Source organism: Belliella marina (assembly GCF_042682445.1).
GTDB lineage: Bacteria > Bacteroidota > Bacteroidia > Cytophagales > Cyclobacteriaceae > Belliella > Belliella marina.
Genome location: NZ_JBHUHR010000039.1, coordinates 147568 through 168305, shown reverse-complemented (window position 1 = coordinate 168305; position 20738 = coordinate 147568). Strand labels below are relative to the sequence as shown.

At 38.7% G+C, this 20738-nt stretch carries 21 protein-coding genes; 8 read left to right on the top strand and 13 right to left on the bottom strand.

The genetic code is table 11. From position 1 onward, the window contains the following. Positions 1 to 252 precede the first annotated feature (252 nt). The 7 genes from ACFSKL_RS14635 to ACFSKL_RS14605 are packed head-to-tail and all read right to left on the bottom strand — an operon-like array spanning position 253 to position 5671. Positions 253 to 1326 (bottom strand): VOC family protein, encoded by a 1074-nt coding sequence (locus ACFSKL_RS14635; protein WP_376887063.1) that lies wholly within the window; start codon positions 1324 to 1326, stop codon positions 253 to 255. 18 nt (positions 1327 to 1344) lie between these two features. Continuing rightward, positions 1345 to 2037, bottom strand: a complete 693-nt coding sequence (locus ACFSKL_RS14630; protein ID WP_376887062.1) for a TIGR04283 family arsenosugar biosynthesis glycosyltransferase — start codon at positions 2035 to 2037, stop codon at positions 1345 to 1347. A 4-nt stretch (positions 2038 to 2041) separates the two neighbouring features. After that, a complete protein-coding gene (locus ACFSKL_RS14625) occupies positions 2042 to 2632 on the bottom strand; it encodes a DUF6134 family protein (protein WP_376887061.1) in 591 nt (196 codons plus the stop codon). 48 nt (positions 2633 to 2680) lie between these two features. Further along, a complete protein-coding gene (arsM, locus tag ACFSKL_RS14620) occupies positions 2681 to 3652 on the bottom strand; it encodes an arsenosugar biosynthesis arsenite methyltransferase ArsM (RefSeq protein WP_376887060.1) in 972 nt (323 codons plus the stop codon). Continuing rightward, positions 3649 to 4242, bottom strand: a complete 594-nt coding sequence (locus ACFSKL_RS14615; RefSeq protein ID WP_376887059.1) for a TIGR04282 family arsenosugar biosynthesis glycosyltransferase — start codon at positions 4240 to 4242, stop codon at positions 3649 to 3651. The genes arsM and ACFSKL_RS14615 overlap by 4 nt, the downstream gene beginning before the upstream one ends. A gap of 26 nt (positions 4243 to 4268) precedes the next feature. Further along, the gene (arsS, locus tag ACFSKL_RS14610; RefSeq protein ID WP_376887058.1) at positions 4269 to 5315 is read right to left on the bottom strand and encodes an arsenosugar biosynthesis radical SAM (seleno)protein ArsS; all 1047 of its coding nucleotides are present in this window, start codon (positions 5313 to 5315) and stop codon (positions 4269 to 4271) included. Positions 5316 to 5338: 23 nt separating this feature from the next. Beyond that, complete coding sequence (locus ACFSKL_RS14605; protein WP_376887057.1) at positions 5339 to 5671, bottom strand: arsenosugar biosynthesis-associated peroxidase-like protein; 333 nt, start codon at positions 5669 to 5671, stop codon at positions 5339 to 5341. Between the two features lie 405 nt (positions 5672 to 6076). On the opposite strand from ACFSKL_RS14605, the gene ACFSKL_RS14600 reads away from it, so the two are divergent. Both ACFSKL_RS14600 and ACFSKL_RS14595 read left to right on the top strand, forming a co-directional pair. Beyond that, positions 6077 to 7156 (top strand): 3-oxoacyl-ACP synthase III family protein, encoded by a 1080-nt coding sequence (locus tag ACFSKL_RS14600; protein WP_376887056.1) that lies wholly within the window; start codon positions 6077 to 6079, stop codon positions 7154 to 7156. A gap of 77 nt (positions 7157 to 7233) precedes the next feature. Next, on the top strand, positions 7234 to 8490 hold the full coding sequence (locus ACFSKL_RS14595; RefSeq protein ID WP_376887055.1) for a glycosyltransferase: 1257 nt from the start codon (positions 7234 to 7236) through the stop codon (positions 8488 to 8490). A gap of 5 nt (positions 8491 to 8495) precedes the next feature. On the opposite strand, the gene ACFSKL_RS14590 is transcribed toward ACFSKL_RS14595, so the two are convergent. The 3 genes from ACFSKL_RS14590 to ACFSKL_RS14580 all read right to left on the bottom strand — a co-directional run bounded on the left by ACFSKL_RS14590 (position 8496) and on the right by ACFSKL_RS14580 (position 11118). After that, positions 8496 to 9284, bottom strand: coding sequence for a PhzF family phenazine biosynthesis protein (locus ACFSKL_RS14590; protein WP_376887054.1), 789 nt, complete (start codon positions 9282 to 9284; stop codon positions 8496 to 8498). 66 nt (positions 9285 to 9350) lie between these two features. Next, complete coding sequence (locus ACFSKL_RS14585; protein WP_376887053.1) at positions 9351 to 10349, bottom strand: bile acid:sodium symporter family protein; 999 nt, start codon at positions 10347 to 10349, stop codon at positions 9351 to 9353. A gap of 28 nt (positions 10350 to 10377) precedes the next feature. Further along, positions 10378 to 11118, bottom strand: coding sequence for an RNA methyltransferase (locus ACFSKL_RS14580; RefSeq protein ID WP_376887052.1), 741 nt, complete (start codon positions 11116 to 11118; stop codon positions 10378 to 10380). A 17-nt stretch (positions 11119 to 11135) separates the two neighbouring features. Between ACFSKL_RS14580 and tamL the strand changes: the two genes are divergently transcribed. Beyond that, the gene (gene tamL, locus ACFSKL_RS14575) at positions 11136 to 13553 is read left to right on the top strand and encodes a translocation and assembly module lipoprotein TamL (RefSeq protein ID WP_376887051.1); all 2418 of its coding nucleotides are present in this window, start codon (positions 11136 to 11138) and stop codon (positions 13551 to 13553) included. Here tamL and ACFSKL_RS14570 read toward each other — a convergent pair. Next, positions 13550 to 14497, bottom strand: coding sequence for a succinylglutamate desuccinylase/aspartoacylase family protein (locus ACFSKL_RS14570; RefSeq protein WP_376887050.1), 948 nt, complete (start codon positions 14495 to 14497; stop codon positions 13550 to 13552). The two genes, tamL and ACFSKL_RS14570, sit on opposite strands and share 4 nt — an antisense overlap. Positions 14498 to 14557: 60 nt before the next feature. Between ACFSKL_RS14570 and murB the strand changes: the two genes are divergently transcribed. Then, positions 14558 to 15601 carry a UDP-N-acetylmuramate dehydrogenase gene (gene murB / locus ACFSKL_RS14565; protein ID WP_376887049.1) on the top strand — a complete coding sequence of 348 codons (1044 nt, stop codon included), beginning with the start codon at positions 14558 to 14560 and terminating at the stop codon, positions 15599 to 15601. Here murB and ACFSKL_RS14560 read toward each other — a convergent pair. Beyond that, positions 15598 to 16080, bottom strand: a complete 483-nt coding sequence (locus ACFSKL_RS14560) for a deoxycytidylate deaminase (protein ID WP_376887048.1) — start codon at positions 16078 to 16080, stop codon at positions 15598 to 15600. The two genes, murB and ACFSKL_RS14560, sit on opposite strands and share 4 nt — an antisense overlap. 163 nt (positions 16081 to 16243) lie before the next feature. Between ACFSKL_RS14560 and ACFSKL_RS14555 the strand changes: the two genes are divergently transcribed. The 4 genes from ACFSKL_RS14555 to ACFSKL_RS14540 all read left to right on the top strand — a co-directional run bounded on the left by ACFSKL_RS14555 (position 16244) and on the right by ACFSKL_RS14540 (position 18919). Further along, entirely contained in the window at positions 16244 to 16525 is a 282-nt protein-coding gene (locus tag ACFSKL_RS14555; protein ID WP_376887047.1) for a DUF202 domain-containing protein, read from the top strand. A 53-nt stretch (positions 16526 to 16578) separates the two neighbouring features. Further along, complete coding sequence (locus ACFSKL_RS14550; protein ID WP_376887046.1) at positions 16579 to 17577, top strand: TerC family protein; 999 nt, start codon at positions 16579 to 16581, stop codon at positions 17575 to 17577. A gap of 134 nt (positions 17578 to 17711) precedes the next feature. Further along, complete coding sequence (locus tag ACFSKL_RS14545) at positions 17712 to 17921, top strand: hypothetical protein (RefSeq protein WP_376887045.1); 210 nt, start codon at positions 17712 to 17714, stop codon at positions 17919 to 17921. A gap of 113 nt (positions 17922 to 18034) precedes the next feature. Continuing rightward, entirely contained in the window at positions 18035 to 18919 is an 885-nt protein-coding gene (locus ACFSKL_RS14540) for a Ppx/GppA phosphatase family protein (protein ID WP_376887044.1), read from the top strand. 140 nt (positions 18920 to 19059) lie between these two features. On the opposite strand, the gene ACFSKL_RS14535 is transcribed toward ACFSKL_RS14540, so the two are convergent. Next, positions 19060 to 20406 carry a DUF5074 domain-containing protein gene (locus tag ACFSKL_RS14535; protein ID WP_376887043.1) on the bottom strand — a complete coding sequence of 449 codons (1347 nt, stop codon included), beginning with the start codon at positions 20404 to 20406 and terminating at the stop codon, positions 19060 to 19062. Positions 20407 to 20738 lie beyond the last annotated feature (332 nt).

Genomic DNA, 20738 nt, shown 5'->3' with positions numbered 1-20738 from the left:
GATGAAATAATTGATCTAGTTTTGCAACAGTAAAATTTTCTTCATAAGGTATCAATAAATAATAAAGCGGATCGAAATATCGATCCGCTTTTTCTATTTTACGCATGCCTGCTTACCTGATTCTAGCCAAACAAAAACATGTTTTTTAAAACCATATAATATTCAGTAGACTGATTGCTGCTGCCTGTTAACGATTATCTGCCACTACAATCATTTTATTAAATTAATGGCAGGATTACCGATAATCACATGCTATTTTTTTCTATTCAAAGACATAAAACTAAACATCCAATTTGGGAGCGGTTTTTCTGCCTTTCTATTTTTCAGGTTTAGATACCATCCCCATTTTTCCATAATAGGGACTTTATGTGTCTCTACAAATTCGATCAAGGTGCCATCAGGATCTTCGCAATAAGAAAAATGTCCCGCAGCTTTTCCCATGTCAAAACTATTGCTGCTATCTACCGTGAATGGAAAACCATATTCTGCACATTTCTTTTCCAGTGATTTCATACCAGTGATGTCAAAACAGACATGGATAAAACCCAAATCCCCCCAATCACGGTTTGCGAATATTTTGTTGGGTTCCTTATCCTTCAACTCAAACAATTCTATCTCTGTCTTACAAAGCAATCTGCTAAATGCCCCTACCCTGCCTTCTAGCCTATTCAACAGCACTCTTCTGAACTTTTCCCTTCCTCCGGGAAGGTTGTGTAGGTCCTCAAAAGTTCCTGTTTCATCGGATTTGATGGCTGTATAGCCTAGGATTTCTTGGTATAATTTCAATGCTTGGTCTATATCCCTAACCCCTATGCTTACTCCTGCGACCCCACCGGTATTGTCTTGGTTGAGCTTGAACCATGAAGTACTTTCTATCATTTCAAACATATTGCCGTAAGGATCGCTTACATAAAAGTGGCTTCGTCCACAGGGTGATTCTTTTGGTTCAGATTGTACATTTAAACCTTCTTTTACAAAAAAATCATATGTTTTTTGAATGTCTTTAGTCCTTATTTTGACTGCGAAAATACCCAAATCTCCTAGACTCAGCTGAAAATCTGCGGCTGCAGGGATCTTATTGGTATATTGCCAGATCTCAAATCCCCCCCCTCCCTGCATGTTCAAAGCCAAAATCGCATAGCGCTCCTGTGCTTTTCCTGATGTGTATTTTGTCATTAAATTTGCCGTAGCAGCATCTTCAAAAATCGGTACATCCATTTTAAAGTATTTCCTGTACCAGGCCCAAGCTTCTTTGGCATTTTTTACCCCTATACCAACTTGCTGAATTCCACTGACAATGGGTAAACTTCCGTTATTTTGACTCATATTCAATCAATAGGTTACTCAACGATAATTTAGCATTCTTCTATAAATAGTTTTGAGCGAATCAGGTGATTGTTTACAAAAAAACAAGATAAAAACAGTCATGTTTGCCAATTGAACCCTTATCCAAGAATTGGTATCATACTTTCTTGCCGAGACCATTATCGTTTTGGGTAAAACCTGAAAATTATACATTTTCTTGATCCTGCCTACAAATTCAAAATCTTCCATAATGGTATAATATTCATTAAACCCTCCCAAAGATTCAAATATATTCTTTGCAACAAATAACGTCTGATCGCCTCCTCCTGCCAATATACTATTAAATCTTGTAAACCATGCATTGAAATTTAGCAAGATTTTTTTAGAGTCAAATCGATATCGATAGCAACCCGCATCAATTCCATTCCTAACTGCCTGAATAATATCAGTTTCAAAATCGGCATGGATGGATGTGTCTGCATGGACAAAATAAAAAATTCCACCAGTGGCATTTTTTGCCCCCAAATTCATCTGGGCAGCACGGCTTTGTGTTGGGGATTGAAGTACTTTAGCCCCCAAAGATCTGGCTGTCAAAATTGATCTGTCAGTACTTCCACCATCCACTACAATTATTTCCAACTGTTTGTTTTTTGAATGGTCAAAAATTGAAGGAATCAGCTTCCTCAAACTTTCCTCCTCATTCAAAACCGGAATGATGACACTGATCTGCATAAATCTATTTCCGTTTGATCACATAATTCTTGATTGGGTTTTCCATTACTGCTTTCTCCAGCTTTCCATCGACATAGTAAAACTTATTTCTATTGCCATTCACACTTACTTCATAGTAATCTTTGTGTTTGGTGATCACTGAGGGAAGCCCAAAGTTTTCTGCCATGAAGAGCTTATGGTCTTTTGGTTCTTGGAAATAAAGCATCGCAGAACTGAAATGTATTGGATGATTGATGATAGTATCTTTCTCGTACTTATAGCTCGTTGCCTTGACTATGTATTGCTCATCATCCCATTGAATATCCGAAGCAAAATCCCCTTTGTTCGATTTTGTTTTGGCTTGAGCTTCCATCAATTGATCTCCTTTGAAATGGGAATTGATGGAATAATCAACATTCACTTTTCCAAAAAACCAAAATCCAACTTCACTGGTAAGTTCATAGAAAGTTTCTTCTCCCTTTGATGTTTTGGTCGCTTTCATTTCCCCTATGGAAAAACCAGCTACAGTGATGTCAAAATCAACTTGTTCTTGGGCAAGCAAAGTTTGGAAAGTCACGAAAATCAGGACAACAGGAATTAGGGTATATTTTTTCATACAAGATGTTATGCAAAATTTAAGCCTACAATATTCATGGTTTTTGGCTCAACAACAACCTCCTCCATCATAAAAGTAGGTAGAATCGGAAATAAAGATATCAGATCTACCCAGTTCCTTTATTGCGCTAGCTGTTTTGTCACAGACTGACAAAGGTTGGTTTTGCATCAATACATGACCTTTTTTGTCATCGAAAAATTCTTCAGAACCATAATAGATGGCTGCTTTACCTGTAAAAATACAGGGACCATCGGAAGGCATGGGATCCTTGATGGCGCATACCTCAACACTTTCCAGGAAAATCATTTCTGTAGTTTCATAATGTCCCGGCGCCAAAATCCTATATGGTCGCTTCGCCCTTATTTCCACCGTGCCAAATCCTGCATCAGTGATCATTTGGAGATATACATTAAGGGAAAGTGAGCCACTCAGACACAGGGCTCTCAACCTGTTGTCATTTCTCAATGCCTCGGGCATAGGTTGATCTGTTACAGGATCACTCAACACCAACCTTCCGTGTGGTTTCAAAACCCTGTACATTTCCTTCAAAGCGAGTGTCAAGTCTTCTTTGGTGAAAATATTAAAAAGACAATTTTGCGCAGCTACATCTATGCTTGAATCTTCGATTGGCAAGTCTAAAGCTGATCCCTTTCTGATGGAAACGAATGATTTGTCGAACCACCCATTCTCTTTTTCCGCAATTTCAAGATTTTCATTGCAAGCTTGGATCATCTCATCCACGACATCCACTCCAATCACACCATCTTTTTTTCTGGAAAAATACGAGAATTGGAGCACTTCCATTCCACCTCCAACCCCTACATAGAGAATATTCGGGTCATTTACCAAATCCCTGAAATGGACTGTACTTCCACAACCATAATTCATCTCTTGCATGATCCTGGGAATCTTCAAACCCGGAAATTGCCAAATAGGTGTAGTAGTACAACATAATCCTACGTCAGGTTTGAGGGCAGCGTCCCTGTAGACGTTCACTGTGGTATCCAAATAATTACTCATATTGTCTGTGAAATGGTATTTTTAAATCTTTTCCAATCTTCTTCGGTATCTATATCCGAGAGCATTTCTAGGAGGGTGAATGTCTGGTTTTCGAGGTTCAACCTTTTGATTGAATCTGATAAAACTTTATGATGACTCCAAGCCATATTTTCAAACAAATTTGAAATAACCTGCTTGATACCCAAAAGGTAATATCCACCATCCAAAGCAGGCCCAAATACTACATCTGTTGTTTCCAAAGCTTCAAAAGCCATGTTGATGATCTTTGGGGAAATTTCAGGACAATCCGTCCCTATGATCAAGGCTTTGTCAAAACCTTCATTTAACACTTCGTCAAAAGCATTTTTCATCCTTGAACCTAAGTCAATCCCTTCTTGCAATCTCAAGTGGATATCTTCGACGAACATTTGATCCATTTCAGTTTCCAATGTATCGCTGAAATAGATAAAAGTTTCTACATCGGTCAATTCGTTGATTATTTTGTAGGTATGTTGGAGGAGCTGTAAGTAAATGTCCAATGCTTCCTTTTCACCAACAGTAGCCGCCAATCTAGTCTTCACCTTGCCCAACACCGGATTTTTCTGAAACACGATCAGTGCATTTTTATTTCCATCCATCATGTAGCAGTAGCTCCCCCACAGCTTGATCCTGCGCCGGCAGTACAGCCAAAGCAATGCTGCTTCAAAATAATTTCCCTTTCAACCAATGTCTTATTATTCCAAACGGAAATATGTTGGCTTGATGATGCATCCACTTTCAACTCCAACATTTGGTTGAAATCACAATCATACAAAAAACCATCCCAACCAACCGAAATTGTATTTCTACACATTACATTGGCAGCAGCGACTGGGTTGTAGGCATCCAAAAGCTTTTCCATATAGTTACCATAGTTTTCTGATCTCAGCAAGTATTCCAAAAATCTGCTGATTGGAAGATTTGTAATCGTAAAAAGCGAATTGAAATCTATACTATAACCGTTTTTGAGGCGTTTTTTGAACTCAAGTTCCAAACCTTCCTGTGCAGCAGGCAAAAATGCGCCTGAAGGATTATAGACCAAGTTAAGAACCAGGTCAGAGTTTTCTATACCATAACCTACTCCATTGAGCATTTTGAGCGCTTTGATGGATTTTTCAAACACCCCCTCGCCTCTCTGTGAATCCGTTTTTGTTGCGGTAAAATAGGGCAAAGAAGATACGACCTCAATTTTATGCTTTTTGTAAAAATCGGGTAGGTCATGATACTTTGGGTTTGCCAAAATGATTGTCAGGTTGCACCGTACAATAATCTTGATTTCGGCGCTTATCTTTCTGATTTCTTCAATAAACCACCTGAATTCAGGGTTCATTTCAGGTGCTCCCCCAGTTAGATCCACAGTGTTGATACTGCCGTTTTTGATTACTTCCAGACAATGGAGCATTGTATCTCTGGTCATGATTTCCTTTCTGTCAGGACCGGCATCCACATGGCAATGTTTACAGACTTGATTGCACATCTTTCCCATGTTGATTTGCAGAATATCGATTTGGGTAGGTTTCAGTGGGAAAAGTTTTGACTCAGCTAGTTTGTCAGCAAAATAGACTCCATTGATGGGAGCGTCTAAAACCTCCAGTTCATAATTGATTTTGGACAGTGGGTGTTGCTGTGCTTTTAGTGATTTCATTGTTTGGAGTTAATATTTGGAGATCACATGGAGATCTCTTTGACTTTGTTCATCATCTGTGTGCTGTGTACCAAAGATGCTCCTCCCCTGATCGCCGCCGCTACATGGACTGCTTCCATCATTTGTTCCTCATCACAGCCTTTTTCCATCGTATCTACAGTATAGGCATCGATACAATAAGGGCACTGGATGGCATGTGATACAGCTAATGCAATCAGGGATTTCTCACGGGCAGTCAAGGCGCCTTCCTTGAATACTTCACCATAATAGTCGAAAAACTTATCTGCCATAGATTTTTGGAATTCTCCGATTTTTCCAAATTTTTTGAGGTCTTCAGGGTTGTAGTAGGTTTTCATTTCAAAATTAATTGTTTGTTGATTTACGTATAAATGGATAAATGTGGATTATTGTTTCTCTGATTCTCCGCTATCTTGCCAGTAGTCATTTAATTTAATGTATTCAGATTAATTCCAGTATCTGTTGACGGTATGCTATTGACTATTGACATTATCCGCAATACTTTTCTTGACTATTTTACTTACTTACATAATTGCGGATAATCATAAATGTTCATCCCATTTTTTGAAATTAAAGATTATTCTTTGAAAAATCAGCACTTTTCAAGTATCTATCTTTGGGTTTTAAGAAGCCTTATCTTTTTTTAACAAAAGTCTTTTTCAATTTCTCTTTTTTTCATCAAATTGGGCTTTTAATTCTTACTTTCGATAAACAATCAAGTTTTCATCTTTCCATAGATTTATATGCCGATTTACTCAATTATTACAGGATCTGGTAAGTATATTCCTGAAATCGTAGTTAAAAATGAGGATTTTTTCAACCGTAAATTCACCAGTGAAAACGGTGAGATACTTCCAAAGCCTGTTCCCGAAATCGTGAAGAAGTTTCAGGAAATCACGGATATAGAAGAACGCCGATATCTCAGTCCTGAATACAACACCTCTGACATGGCTTTCTTTGCTGCCGAAAAAGCGATCGCATCAGCCCATATAGATCCGGAAACCTTGGATTATATCATTGTTGCGCACAATTTCGGTGATATTTTGCATCATAATATCAAGTCGGATATGGTGCCTACTTTAGCTTCCAGGGTCAAACACCTCCTGAAAATCGCCAATCCTGATTGTATTGCATATGATTTGCCATTTGGATGTCCTGGATGGGTCCAGGGGATTATTCAGGCTAATTATTATATCAAGTCTGGAGATGCCAAGACAATCTTGGTGATTGGTGCGGAGAACCTTTCGCGGATTGCAGATCCACATGATGTGGATAGTATGATCTATTCTGATGGTGCCGGAGCAGTAGTCTTGCAAGCCAAAGAATCTGTCAACCCAATAGGGCTTTTGTGCCACAAAACCAGAACTGACACCTTGAATGAGGCTCATTACCTCAAAATGGATATTTCATATCATCCTGAATTTGCTGATGATACGCTATTTATGAAAATGAATGGCAGAAAATTGTATGAATATGCTTTGAATACTGTTCCTCAGTTGATCAAAGAAACCATAGAGAAGTCAGGAGTGCCCCTTTTGAGTATCAAAAAAGTACTGATTCACCAAGCCAATGCCAAAATGGATGAAGCTATCATCCAGCGCACATTCAAACTGTTTGATCTCGAACTGGGGGATTCTACCCAAATCATGCCCATGACCATTTCCAAACTGGGGAACAACTCTGTCGCTACAGTCCCTATACTTTATGACAAAATAATGAAGGGTGAATTGGAAGGGCACCAAATAGAATCAGGTGACCACATCGTCTTTGCTTCCGTTGGGGCAGGAATGAATGTAAATGCCTTTGTCTACTTGGTCCCTTGAAATGTAAAGTATATTGATAAATTTTCCGTGTTTCAAAAAACTGGAATTGATCGCTTTTGCTAAAACGACACCGAAAAATGAAAATACTATTGATGTCTATTGGAACACGAGGTGACATTGAGCCTTTTTTAGCAATAGGGGAAATTTTTTCCAGGAAAAACCATCATGTTATTTATGCTTTCCCTGAACAATACTGTCATTTGATACCAAATCAAGATAGACATTATGCCTTCACCCCAAAATTTCTGGAACTTGTCGAAGGAGAAGATGGTAGAATTGCGATGGGCAGTTCTGTCGGAATAATCAAGAAATTCAAATCTATTTTTAAACTCTACAAAGCAGGAATGGATGTAAATAAAATAATGGTTAGACAGCAATTTGAATTTGTGAAGAATGAAGATCCTGACTTAATTGTACATAATGGAAAATGCAATTACCCTGTTTTATGGGGTTTATCAACTAGAAAAAAAACAGTTTTAATTAGCCCAATACCTTATTTCATTCATTATGTCGAAGGAAACGGACATACAGGCTTCAATGGAAATTACAATGAGCTAATTAACAGATTGACATACAAAATCGCAAATTTTGGACTAATCAAGACAATCAGTGATGCACAAAAAGTATTGCCAAAAAACAGCAATAAATCATCCAAGAATCAAATTAAAGAGAAAATATTTTCTGGAAAATTGATTTATACCATATCTCCTTCACTATTCGTCAGACCTAAGAATTGGGGGCAAAATATCCAAGTTTTGGGCTATCACGAAAGAAATAAAAAGATAGGTTGGCAACCAAGTGATGATATTGTCTATTTCACAAATGAACACTCAAGAATATTGTTTTTGACATTTGGAAGTATGATTAACTCTAATCCTGCAAAGACAACCCGAACTATTTTGAATGTCCTAACTCAACTCAAAACACCAACTATCATTAACATTGCTGCGGGCGGTTTAGTAGAACTGGAGGAATTTAAAGAAAATAGTTTACTATTTTTCACCAAGCAAATACCATACGACTGGATTTTGGGAAAATGTTATGGGATCATTCATCATGGTGGTTCTGGGACAACTCACAGCGGAATAAAAAATGGATGCGTTTCAATGATTTTACCACACATTTTTGACCAATATGGATGGAATAATTTAATAGCCAAAACAGGTTTAGGACCGAAAGGAATTGCTGTAAATAAAATTACAGAAAATAACCTAAAACCTCAAATCATTGATTTGTTTGAAAACGAATCATATAAATTGAAATCAAAAAAAGTTGCTGAAGATATGCAAAAAGAGAATTTTGAAGAATTATTGTATGAATCAATTATTAATTGATAGGATTATACTAAAATCTCCCCTACCATATAAGTAACTGCTTTTCCACCAATCCTTACTCTATCACCTGCAAGTTCGCATATCAATTCCCCCAACCTTTTTGATAATTGAATAGCAGTCAAATGGCTTTTTTCTAGTTTATCTGCCCATAAGGGTGTTAGGCTTGTGTGAGCCGATCCAGTAACGGGGTCTTCGTCCACCCCTGCTCTTGGCCCGAACCATCGTGAAACAAAATCAACTTTTACTCCTGGCGCTGTAATGATGAAACCACGTGTATCTACTTTTGCCAATTCAAACAAATTAATTTCCATTTCTAAGATTTGCTCTTCCTTCCCATACACCAAAATATAATCACTTCCACCTTTCCACATTTCAATTGGTGCAATACTAAAACCAGCTGCAATTTCCTTAGAAATCTCTATTTGTCGAATTGTGTCTTTTGGAAAATCCAAAGTCAAAAGCCCATCATTACTTCTTTCAACTTTCAAAGTTCCGGATCTCGGAGAATAGAAACTAATCAAATCCTCTTTGAAACCTTCATGGCAAAAAATCACATGAGCGGCAGCAAGTGTCGCATGCCCACAAAGGTCTACTTCAACTGCCGGAGTAAACCAGCGGATTAGGTATCTATCATTTTCCTTGACGACAAATGCAGTTTCCGACAAATTATTTTCCGCAGCTATTTTTTGCATCAATTGATCAGAAAGCCATTTCTCCAAAGGAATTACCGCAGCAGGATTTCCTCCAAAAACACGGTCTGTAAAAGCATCTACTTGATATATGTTTAATTTCATTTGATAAATTGTAAAACCAGATATTTTCGAAGTTATTGAAAGCATCTGGTTTTATTTCCATATTGATCACCTCCCCAATTTTTTCTGTTTCTCCCCTATTGACTGTGCGATTGCGGATCCTACCATCAGCTGCAAAGCATGGTACATCATCAATGGCAATAAAATCACACCAAAAATGATCGGATCTGGAAACATCACCCGCCCCATCACAGCTCCCTGAACCAACGATTTTTTACTTCCGCAAAAAAGTACCGTTATCCTGTCGGCATCATTGAATTTCATGGCTTTGGAGAGAAAATGCATCAATACCATCATTCCCAAAAAGAACAACAACATCAAAAAGCCAAGATATAAAAGCTCAGAAGCAGTTTTTCCGTCGAACATTTTCTCGGCAAAGGACTCTGCAAATGCCGAGAACACGATCAACAGGATTATAAACTGATCAAAGTTTTTCAATGCTTTTCCGTATTTTACTACATACTTGTTGAGATAGTGGTGGAAGAAAAGCCCCAGCACCAGGGGCAAAAGCACCTGTAAGCTGAGCTTGATGAAAGTGTCGATAAGTTCAAAGTCAACTGCTGATTCCGGTAGCATCAATTCCATCCAAATCGGCGTAATAAATATCCCTACAATACTGGAGATGCTGGCATTGAAAATCGCCGCCGGGATATTTCCACCAGCAAGAGAAACCATCACTACAGAGGATGATACCGTGGATGGCAATGCCGCCAAATAGAATGTTCCCAACCACAAATATGACCCTTCTTCTCCCCAGATCGAATAAAATACCAAGACAACAATAGGAAAAATCAAGAATGTGGTGGCCTGTACAAGCAGATGCAATTTCCAGTTGGAAAGATCCTTGATCAATTTTTTAGGATCCAATTTCACTCCATAAAAAAAGAATATGACGGAAATACCGATGCCAGTAAGTAATTTTAAAGGTATTGGACTGGAATCAGTCCCCCACTCCGGGAATGCCTTGGCCAAGAATATAACTCCAATCAATAGAAAAAAGAAGGTGTTCAAGCCTGCCTTTTTCATCGTGTTGAGAATTTTAGACATGTAGAATCAGTATTGTATTATTGCTTTTTTAAACTCTTTTGAAATTATCGCAGATTATAGCCGTAGCTATGGCGACATTCAGGGATTCAGCACCTCCAAAACGTGGGATGGTTATTTTTTGTGTGACCAAAGAGCCAATTTCCTCAGAAATCCCATTCGATTCGTTTCCCATCAGGATGACTCCCGAAGAGGACAGATCGGCCTTGTAGATGTTCTCTCCCTCTAGAAATGCACCATAGATGGGGAACTGGACTTTTTGGAGATATTGGTAAAGGTCAGTATATGCGACATTTACCCTTGTGAAACTTCCCATACTGGAATTCAGTACTTTTGGGTTATAAAAGTCGGCAGATTCCTCTGAGCACACGATGTCCGTGATCCCGTACCAATCTGCAATCCTAACAATGGTGCCCAAATTGCCTGGATCCCTTACATCATCGAGAGCCAAAACCAATTTTTTTCCAAAATCATTCGGCAAACTGTTGTTTTTTATCTTCGCCACTGCCAATGCGCTGTCATTTGTCTGGAATGAACCTGCCGATTCCAATGTCTTTTGACTGACCAGAAAAGATTCACCTTTGAAGTTTGAAATGGCTTCAGGATTTTCTTCCGCAAATTTTTCGGTATATAATAAATGGCTAACATGAAAATCTGAATCCAACAATTCCGTTACATTTTTGCTACCTTCTACAAAAAATGCATTTTCTTGTTTACGGAATTTTTTCTGTTGCAAGGATTTAATAAACTTAAGCGTATTTTTGCTCAACATTCGGTGATGATAAAATAGTGAATAAGGCCAAATATATAAACTTTCTGTTTCTACTCATTTTGATTTCCTCATGTTCTTTGACCAAAGGCTTGAAAGAAAACGAATACGTCCTCTATCGGGTCAAAATGGATGGTGTAGAAAAAAGTGACAAAAACGCCTTATCGGGATTGATCAAACAAAACCCAAATACGAGGCTTCCTATTTTGAACACATCCATTGGAGTGGCAATATATAGGTTCGGAGAATGGAATTTCGATAGTACTAAGCATATCAACAGACGTGAGAAGGTTGTACGCGAAAAGCAAGCATTGATAGAAAAACAAGCGGCAGAAGAATCCTTATCAAAAAAGGAATTAAAGAAACATACCAAAATCAACAACCAACTGGCATCTTTGGAAAAAAAATTGGAGTTCGGCAATTTTTTTATGCGTACAGGAAATCCCCGGGTTGTATTCGACAGTTTACAAACTGAAGATTCAAAAAGGCAAATGAATTTTTACTTGGCAAACAATGGTTTTTTTGATGGAACTGTTGATTATCGGGTAGAGCTCAATGGAAAAAAAGCTGGTGTAACATATCAAATAGAAGAAAATGATCCATACACCATAGACTCGGTTTACTCCAGATCTGATGATGAGAAAATATATGGGCTCTTGGATATCCATAGTAAAAAATCGGAAATAAAGGCAAAAACCCGCTATGAACAGGCGCAATTATCCAGAGAAAGGCAAAGGGTTGAGGATTTTTTGAAATCAAACGGGTATTATACCTTTTCCAAATCCTACATAGAGTATAATGTATACAAAGATACTGTGGACAAGACAGTGGTCGTCGAACAGATCATCAGAAAACCTTCACAAGGCGATTTTCATAAAGTATATACCTTGGATTCTATTTACTTTTCCATCGATGCCCCCAGCGATGTCTTCAATGGTGATGCGAGCAAACTTTCCTACAATGACATCAATTTCACCATCTACAGGGATAGGTATTCGGAAAAGATCATCTCCTCAAGGATATTTTTGAAGAAAGGCGAGCTATACAATAAAAATGATGTCTTGGAAACCCAAAGGCAACTGGCCAACTTGGATCTTTTCAGGTTTGTAAATATTTCATTTGACACTTTGGGAAACGTTCTGAGGCCAAGGATTTTTACCCAGCCTAATCAAAAATACCTGATCACCAACCAATTGGGTGCGAGTATCACAGAACAGGTGCCTGGTCCATTTTTCAGCCATTCATTGAGAAACAGAAATTTGTTTAGGGGTGCAGAGATCTTTGAATTTAACTTTAGGGCTGGCTTGGAAGGTGTGGTATCCGCTACCCAAGAAGGGGGTGTTTTCAGATCTAGGGAACTCAATACTTCCGCTTCCATTATCTTCCCTCAATTCCTAGTCCCATTCAACAAGTCTTCTTTGGAGAAATTTGGTCGGTACAATCCCAGGACCAGGACTTTGATAGGATATAACTTTGTAGACCGTCCCGAATACATCAGGGAAAGTGTCAATGGAATCTTGGCATATAACTGGAACACAAGAAACCTCCGACAACAATTTTCCTTCAGTCTGCTGGATGCCAACTTCATCAGGTCTAACTTAAGTGATGATTTCAGAGTCATACTTGAAGACCTTCAAAATCAAGGCAATAACCTGATCAATTCTTTTTTACCTTCCTATGTAAGTAGTATTTCCGGACAGGTAATTGTGAATTTCAACCAATATGGGGCTTTTCAAAAAAACAGGGCCTCGTTGTGGCGGATTTTTGTAGAGAGTGGTGGCACTACCCTGAATTTTGTCAATCCTCAGTATGTCGAAAACAGAAGCTTGGCATATTTTCAATTTCTGAAATTCCAATCGGATTTCAGAAGGTATATTCCCATCTCAGCCAAGCAGACGATTGCTTATAGATTAAACTTAGGTTTGGCAAAGCCTTATGGTATCAGCAATGGGATTTTGCCATATGAAAAATACTTCTTTGCAGGAGGAAGTACAGGCATCAGGGCATGGCAACCAAGAAGGCTGGGCCCAGGCTCATACACCCCTCCTACCAACGAAGATGGTTCATTTGACTATAGGTTTGAACAGCCAGGAGATATTCTTTTTGAAGGGATGTTCGAATGGAGGAGTAAGCTATATGGGTATTTTGATGGTGCGTTTTTTGTTGATTTTGGAAATAGTTGGACTTTCCAAGATGACCCCACCAGACCTGGAGCCGATTTTAAATTTGATAGGTTTTATAAGGAACTTGCTGTAGGTACTGGTCTTGGGTTGAGGATGGATTTTGACTTTCTGGTGTTGAGGTTGGATATGGGGGTTAAGGCCGTAGATCCTGCAAGGCCGGAAGGCCAAAGATTTATTTTGGGAAACTTTTTCAATAGTTTCTTAGGTGAACGCGGCCAGACTGTTTTCAACATAGGGATTGGCTATCCATTCTAGTGGTTATCTACCTTGCCCACATGTACCAATGCATCACCTGCATTGACTACTGGATTGTTGTTTAATCCAACAATAAAACCATTTGTAGTGCATTTCACAGGGACTTTCACTTTGCCGTATGGATCCGATATTTTTGCCAATATCTGTCCTTTTTTGACTGCATCGCCCAATCTCACCGTAGAAGTAAAGATTCCGGATATTTTTGCCCTCATCCAGCTGCTTTCCGATATCATGATGGTTTCTTTGGCCGGGGCATCATTATCCATCATTCCAAGGTATGTCAATAGCCTCTTTGTACCTGCCACTGCTTCCTCTACGGCGTAATCATCCAATCTCATGGATTCACCGCCTTCATATACCATGATGTGTTTTTTGTGTTTATATGCCTCTTTTCTAAATGACTTATCAATATGTGGGGAGTTTAGGATAAAGTGGGTCCCAAATGCTTTCGCCAATTCAAGTACTTTTTTGTCTCTATAATCTATCCGAACCTGTGGATAATTGGACAGCATCCGGCCTCCTGTATGGAAATCAATGCCATAATCTATGATTGGAATAATTTCATTTGTAAGAATAAAAGCAATCTGTGAAGCCAAAGAGCCTTTTTTACTACCGGGAAAACTCCTGTTCAAATCTCTCCCATCAGGAAAAGTCCTGGAATTACTCAAAAATCCATATACATTCACCAATGGAATAAATATGATCGTCCCCTTCTTTGGAAGGATCAGATCCTCCTCCAACATTCTCTTGACAGCCACAATCCCATTTATCTCATCCCCATGCACCCCTCCCGATATCAAAACGACGGGGCCATCTTCTTTGGCACGCTTAATGAAAATCGGCAAATCAATCAAAGTATGTGTTGGCAGTCGTGCAATCGCAATTTCAATATTCAAAGTCTGCCCAGGTCTTATCCTCACGCCATTGATTACCATTTCTTTCATAAAATCTATCTTGTCAGCTCCGTGAAATATTATTAATGTACTTTCTATTTAGTCAAAATCTTGCTTACTTCGCAAGTACAATTTTCGAACATGAATATACAAGAAAACATTTCTTTAAAACCATACAATACTTTTGGTATTGATAAAAAAGCCAAATTTTTTGCACAAGTTTTTTCCGAAAAAGATGTAATTGAGGCATTAAGCAGGGCAAAAAAATTGGACATCCCATTGATTGTTTTGGGTGGTGGAAGCAATATCCTCTTGACCCAGGATGTTGATGCTTTCGTTATGAAGATTGAGTTGAATGGGATTTCGCTGATCAAAGAAACTGAAGACGAGGTCTTTGTGGAAGTTGGGGCCGGTGAAAATTGGCATGACTTCGTCTTGCATTGTATCAAAAACAATTGGGCGGGTGTGGAAAACCTCTCCTTGATCCCTGGGACTGTTGGGGCATCCCCCATGCAGAATATCGGTGCATATGGAATTGAGATCAAGGAAGTGTTTGAAGGCTTGTATGCAGTGAATAGACAATCTGCCGAAGTCGAGTATTTCCCATGGGAAGCATGTAAATTTGGATACCGTGAAAGTGTCTTCAAAAACACTTTGAAAGACCAATATGTGATCACAAGGGTTTTATTTAAACTCAGCAAGAAACCTACGTTCCACACGGAGTATGGGGCTATCTCCCAGACTTTGGATGAAATGGGAATTTCGGACTTGTCTATACAGGCGATTTCAAAAGCAGTAATCCACATTCGGCAGAGCAAGCTGCCAGATCCCAAAGAGATCGGAAATGCAGGAAGCTTTTTCAAAAACCCTACAATCTCTATTGCGCAATTTGAAAAATTGAAAGCCAACAACCCAACTATACCGGGATTCCCGAATGAAGAGGGAATCAAAGTACCGGCAGCCTGGCTGATTGAGCAGACAGGATGGAAAGGCTATAGACAGGGCAATATTGGAGTCCATAAATTACAGCCATTGGTACTTGTCAACTATGGTGGTGGCGAGGGGAATGAAATCGCTGCATTAAGCAAAAAAATCCAAGAATCAGTCCTGGAAAAATTCAACATAAAACTTCATGCAGAAGTCAACTTCATTTAGATCAAAGGGTCATCTACGATATATTGTTTTGGGTATTTCTCGACTAGGACACCAAATTTTTTGAGAAATTCGACTCCTTCGTCAAATTGCAAGCCCTTGTACTCCGCATAGGAATACATATATATCACCCTTTGGATGCCCATGGAAAAGATAATCCTGGCACAGGCCAAACATGGTGCCAGCGTCACATACAGCGTAGATCCCTCTACTGAGGTATTGTTTTTGACCGCATACAATATGGCATTTTGCTCTGCATGAAGGGCAAGGGTACAGCTACCTTTGCTATCTCTTGCACAGCCATGGACAGGAAATTCTTCATCGCAATTGTGAGTTCCCGACGGTGGTCCATTGTACCCGATTGAGATGATTCTTGTGTCCTTTGCCAAAACCGCCCCTACATGCTTTTTTATACAATGGGATCTTTTGGCAAGATTCACTGCCAATTCCATAAAAATATCGTCAAAATCCGGTCTAATCATATTCTTAAGTAAATCACTTCCCCAAAATGCCTGTTTATCTTTCAGGGAACAAAGAAAATAAATCTAAACGGCATTGAAAGCTTTTATGCTAAAAGAAATTCCCTTGGCCTTGGCTTTTTCATTCGGTTGTATTATTTGTACTTTTGTATGAAAATCGTGAACCATGGAAAAAGAGACACTTTTGGAAGATCAAATGATTGTAAGAGATTACTTGGCCAGACAAAGAACCACATTGGCAAATGACCGCACACTGCTATCCTATATCCGTACCTCATTGTATTTTTTGGTAAGTGGTACGGCTTTGATGGAAGTGAAAGTATTGAGCCATGTGAGTGATCTTGGGTATTTGGCATTTGCATTGAGTATCATGCTTGTCATTATTGGTTTTATCAATTATTTCAAAGTCAGGGGAAGACTGAAAAAAGGCAACTATTTCAGAATGTAAATCAATTTTCAAAATACCCGAATCATCCAAATCAACTAAAATTTCCCAAAAAATTGGAACTACTACAAGAGGAAGGCTATATCTTGATCGCTTTCGCAATAATTATTTTTGGACTACTGGCCGTAGACCTCTATGTTTTCAATAAGGAAGCCCATAAGGTAAGCACCAAAGAAGCACTGAATTGGTCCATCATATGGATTGGTTTGGGTTTGCTTTTTGGTGGCTACATTTATTGGAACTTTGGAATGGAAAAAGCCTCCCAGTACTATTCCGCTTTTTTGGTCGAAAAAGCCCTCAGTGTAGACAATCTCTTCGTATTCATCCTCGTATTCAAATTTTTCAAAGTACCTGATAAATATCAGCATAAGGTGCTATTTTACGGAATCCTTGGTGCTATTTTCATGAGGGCTATCTTTATTTTCTTTGGAGTCACCCTGATAGAAATGACTTTCATCCCTACCTTCCAACTATATGGAATTGAGTTCAATATAAATGTAGTCATGACCATTTTTGGTCTTTTTCTAATCTATGCAGGCATCAAATCTTGGAGCCAAAATGAAGACGAAGAAGATTCAAAGGATTTTTCCAAATCAATGGGAACCAGGCTAATCCATAAGCTCTTTAGGGTCGATCCCAAATACCATGGTTCAAAATTCTTTGTCAAGATTGACGGCAAGCGATTTGCAACCCAACTTTTGGTAGTGGTAGCGGTGATTGAGTTTACAGATTTGCTCTTTGCGGTAGACTCCATTCCAGCAATTTTTGCCATTTCCAATGATCCTATCATCCTGTACACTTCCAATATTTTTGCTATTCTAGGATTGAGGGCACTCTATTTCTTGCTTGCAAACAGCTTTGAGATGTTCCATTATCTTCAGCATGGCTTGGCATTTATCCTGACTTTTATCGGTGTGAAAATGATCCTGTCTGCTGCATATCATATCCCTTCTTATATCTCCCTGGCTTTGGTCTTTGGGATATTGTTGATCAGTATCCTTGCATCGCTCAAAAGGTACAGGGTAGTTAGAAGAAGGATAAAGGAACAAGGATGAAAGGCTCGCAGAGATCGCAAAGTTGCAGAGATGCACTGAAGATAGTAGATGCTGGATTACAATCAAGTACCTAGCGAATTCCCTGATTTTGGTAAGCTTCTTGCAGAATTAACCACAAACAAACCAATAAAAATATGAAAGCTTTAGGAGTTATTTTGATTGTGGTAGGAATTGCAATGTTTATATTTTCGGGATTCAGCTTCAATACGGAGGAAAATATCATCGATGCTGGACCTATTCAGGTAAATAAGGAAAAAGAAAACAATGTTAGCTGGCCCAACTATGCCGGTGGCATTAGTCTGGTTGCAGGCGTGATAGTTTTGGTTGCGGCAAGAAAAAAGTAAACAAAAAAACCAATTTATATTGATTTAGCTTAATTAAATTGGGAATGTGGTTATTTATATTCTTAAATTGGGGACATTTGTCCCCATCTTTTAACCTATTTAAATAACAAATCTTGAAATTAGCAGCTGTAGATATCGGCTCCAACGCCATAAGACTCCAAATCACCAATGTCACCCACTATGAAGGTAAAGTCACCTTCAAAAAACTGGAATACCTGCGATTTCCTTTGAGACTGGGTATGGATGTATTCCATGTCCAGAAAATAAGTGATAAAAACAGACGGAAATTTGTAAAGTTGATGAAAGCATTCAAGCTTTTGATTGACTTGTACGAAGTTGATGATTATATGGTCTGTGCCACTTCCGCTATGCGTGAATCTTCCAATGGCAAAGAGATTGTCGAAGAAGTCAAACAGGATATCGGCTTGAAAATCCAGATTATAGACGGCAACCGGGAAGCTGAATTGATCAATTTGGCCTTGTGGTCTTACATAGACGAAAAATCGTATCTGCACATTGATGTTGGAGGTGGAAGCACTGAACTCAATATCTATATCAACAAGGTAAAAGTAGCCTCAAAATCCTTCAAAATTGGTTCCGTTCGTGCTTTGGATGACAATATTCCCACTTCAGTGTGGAATAGTATGAATAAGTTTATCCACGAAAACATCACCAAAAAAGATAGGATCACCTGCATAGGTACAGGCGGCAACATCAATAAGATATTTGAGATGTCTAAGCCTAGCAAAAACAAAAGATACCTTGATGCTGGCAAGATAAAAGAAATTCAGGAGTATCTGGCATCTTTCAGCTATGAGGACAGAGTCAACAAACTCAACCTCAACCCAGACCGGGCCGATGTGATAATCCCAGCAAGCAAAATCTACCTGGCTGCCATGACCGCAGCCGCATCAAAGAAAATGATCGTACCAGATGTGGGTTTGAAAGATGGCTTGATGAATGTACTCTACCAAAGGAATAGGATTAAGAAACCTTGATTGAACTGAAAAGGATGTGGAAGTTCCGTTGAGGAACTTCCCACATCCTTTTTTGATCTACTTTTATATTTTGATGAAAGACTTATTCGAATATCCTTTGTCTCACCTTTTGCTTTGGTTTTGGATAAGCATAAAGTCGTTTATTCATAATCATAAGTGAAGAAAATCCCAGCTGGGAAGTCAGTATAATCCTTATACTTTTTGACAAGTCCTCCCGCTTCCTGACCAAAGTCGAAAACGCTGATGTCATTGATTAGGTAGTCCATGCCGTATCCCTTGATGGTATTGATATATACCTGACCAGATTTGGGATGTACGGCCAAATTATTGTAGACTATATTGGCATTTTCGACATGGTCTTTGACATTGGTCATCTTCAAAGTGGTATTGCTTGCGAAGATATGACGGTATATAGTCGTATTGGCATTGCTGAAATATAAGGTATCCCCTACTGCGCTAATGGCTGGAGTAGCTCCCCAACCTGCTCCAAGATTAATTTCAGAGATTTCATTGGTCTTGATCACCGAGTAGTCCGAAGCGTCAATTTTATTGATTTTGGAAGGGAAACCGGATGTAGAAACCCAAATATTGTTATCTGAGGATTTGATTACACCTGTGACGTTAGCGCCAAAATCTATGGAATAACTAATGCTGTCTTTTCCTTGTTCGATTACTTTCACTGAATTTTGAAAAGGAACAAAAACTTTGTCCTTAACAACTGCCATCCTATTTTTCAAAGCTCTCTCTGTTCCTTTTACAAGTATCAGGTCTTTGCTGGAGGTGTTGAATAGGTGAACACCGGCATTGTCACGGATATAAACATCGTCTGTACCCAAAGTCGCCACATGTGATGGCCATGATAAGGTTTCCAACTCTTCTTGGTAGGCTGCCTTTTTCACAAGTGTTTCTGAATCGGCAACTACAAGAATACCATCCCCTCCTGATTTATTGCCATTTTGTGAGACGATGTAGATTCTTTCACCTGAAATAAATAGATCTTGTGAAGTACTTCCAAGGTTTGTACCGTTTGCTTCATAATATGCTTTTTCTGTAATGTATCCCTGAGGTGAGATGAATATCAAAGAACCATTTCCTGAAGTCATATTTCCCTCATTGAGTACAAAAGTCCCAAATCTGTATTTTCCATAAACTTCAACTTCAATGGCATCATCTGAACTCCCATCAGTATTCTCAATATTCAACTTGATCTGATGCAAACCCAATTCCTCTGTAAAAAACAAAAATACTGTCTCATCAGAAACTTTTTTTCCATCTACAGACCAATAAAATGTGCTTTCAGATAGACTCTCGATCTCGGCAGTAAGCACCAATGTATCACCCTGGGCAATTGCGTTCAATCCTGATTCCACTACAATAGTCCCATTCGGTAAGGATGGCATGTAATCATCCTTATCGGCACATGAATGCAGTGCAAATAATCCGAATACTGATATGCACAATAATTTAATCCTTTCAATATTTGTCATTTTAAATGTAATGTTAAGGTATATGGCTATACGCTACTTTGCCAGTAACTTCAGAGGTTAGTGTAATTGATTATTTTGGTACTATCCCTATAAACCTGGACAGGTTATCAATCAATAACTTGTCCGTAGTGGCGGATCCGGTATCAATTAGTATCCGATTACGCTATCTAGTAACCTGAGTTCGATTGTTATCACAAAGTCAAAATCAATAAAAATATCCAGTTACAAGGCAAATTTTTGAGGGATAGCCTAAGCTATCGCTCAAAAATTTAACGCAGTAAATGGGTGTTTTTATTGACTGAGCCGACTATTCGGTTTTAAACGGCAATCTA